Annotated in this window: 2 protein-coding genes; one reads left to right on the top strand and one right to left on the bottom strand. The window is 48.9% G+C overall.

Going from position 1 to position 2,097, the window contains the following annotated elements:
• A partial coding sequence (locus RR842_RS14280; RefSeq protein WP_332730246.1) for a LuxR family transcriptional regulator occupies nt 1–785 on the bottom strand: 785 nt, incomplete at its 3' end.
• Between the two features lie 320 nt (nt 786–1,105).
• Between RR842_RS14280 and RR842_RS14285 the strand changes: the two genes are divergently transcribed.
• A partial coding sequence (locus tag RR842_RS14285) for an SLC13 family permease (protein ID WP_332730247.1) occupies nt 1,106–2,097 on the top strand: 992 nt, incomplete at its 3' end.

Consider the following 2,097-nt stretch of genomic DNA (forward strand, 5'->3'; position numbering starts at 1 on the left):
TGGTGGCGGTTGCTGTAAATAATCAGGTTTTTATCGATGAATGCCCGCTGTGATTCGTTGCCTGACGTCGGAGGTTGTTCAAAGCGCAGGGAAAGCGTGCGCCACGAATCGTAAAAGGCAAAGGCAACGCAGCAGATGACCAGAAAGTTTTCAGCAAAGTTGCGTTCGGGAAAAAAGGGAAGAAAACCCGATTCGAGAAGTGCGGGATCGAATATGAGTAGAAAATAGACGTTTTCAAAAAAGACGCAAAAACCCAATCCCCACAATACTATATAGAGAAAGCGATGGCGCCATAGACGGATTCGTTCCACTTCATCGGTGGTGCTCAGGTAGCGGATCGCGATGAACATCAGCATCCAGCACAGCATGAGTTCGCGCATGCTGTAGAACAGGAAAACCTGCCAGTTTCCCTCAGGAACAACCAGCAAAATAACCGTGCTGCACAAGGCGAATATCGCACCGGGAAAAAAGAGCAACGGTCGTCTTTTTTCATCAAGGAAGTCACAGATCAGCAGCCAAAATGAAACTAAAAGCCCCGTGCCTATAATAACGGAAGCGATGGGGTTGCCGATGAAATAGAACCCCTCGGCATGATATGCCGGACCCTGCAAGACGAAGTCGTCTTGAAACACGAGTGCTACATCAAAGAAGTAAAAGAGAAATCCAGTAAAGGCAAAAAGAAAGGTGCGTTTATGCGAAACAAGATAGGAAGACAGGCAGGTTGCTGCCGCAAGAATGGTGACGAGAAGCACAAGTAGCGTGTAGTAAAAAAGTGCAGTATCCACGATTCGGTACACCCCTTCATTGTTTGTACGTACAAAGGGCCGGTGAAGTATCGATTACGGTGCGTTTTCATAGTATACGAATCTTCTCAGATTGTGCAGTTGCTTTGAAATTCCGTGCAACTTCCATTTTTTAATCCATTGCGAAACGCCCTGTCAAAACAGGGTTTACAAAGATGAAGAGTGTGGGTTTAGAAGCCTCTACACCCACACTACACCCTTTGATAGACCCGGTTACACCTGTGCGGCAACCCGCGTATAGCGCATGGTATTATTACGATTTCAGCTAAGAGACAGGCTTGAGGGGAAAAGGAGAACCAATTGTGTCGACAGCAACAGCGGCGGTAACGCAAGGCTCTACCACGATCGAACCAAAGCGTAAAAAGAAACTGAGCTTCCCAACGGCATTTACTATTTTGTTTGTCATCACGATTTTAGCCATTGCGGCTACGTGGATTGTGCCAGCGGGATCCTACTCTAAATTGTCCTATGAGCCCGATGCGGCAGTACTGCAGATCACCGATCCTCATGGTGAGGTTACTACGATGCCGGCCACGCAAGAAGAATTGGATAAAATCAAGGTAAATATCGAAATCAGCCAATTCACTTCTGGAGCGCTTTCCAAGCCTATTTCCGTCCCTGACACTTACGAGCACCTTGAGCAGCGCCCCAAAGGAGTGCAGGATTTAACCGTGAGTATGGTGCAGGGCACGGTTGAGGCAGCGGACATCATGGTGTTTATCTTGGTGCTCGGTGGCATGATCGGTGTTGTAAATGCGAGCGGTGCTTTCGAGTCGGGCTTGCTTGCGTTGACGAAGAAAACCAAAGGACGTGAGTTCTTGCTGGTTTTCCTTGTGAGTGTGCTGATGGTGCTCGGGGGCACGACCTGCGGGCTGGAGGAAGAGGCCGTTGCTTTCTATCCGATTCTCGTGCCTATTTTCTTGGCTCTCGGGTATGACTCGATCATATGCGTGGGTGCGATATTTTTGGCGGGTTCCATGGGAACTACCTTTTCGACCATCAATCCGTTTTCCGTCGTTATAGCGTCTAATGCAGCGGGCATAAACTTTACCGAGGGAATTGAGTGGCGCGCGATCGGCTGTGTTGTGGGTGCCGTGGTGGTTATTGGCTATCTGTATTGGTACAGCAGGAAGATCAAGGCCGATCCGACCTCTTCTTATACGTATGAGGATCGCGAAAAGTTCAACAAGTTGTATGCTGTCGATCCCGACGGCAGCAAGCTCGGTCCCTTCACGGTGCGCAAGAAGATCATCTTGGTGCTGTTCGTTGTTGCGTTCCCCATTATGGTATGGGG

Origin of the sequence: Gordonibacter sp., from assembly GCF_036667095.1 — a bacterium.
Lineage (GTDB): Bacteria > Actinomycetota > Coriobacteriia > Coriobacteriales > Eggerthellaceae > Gordonibacter.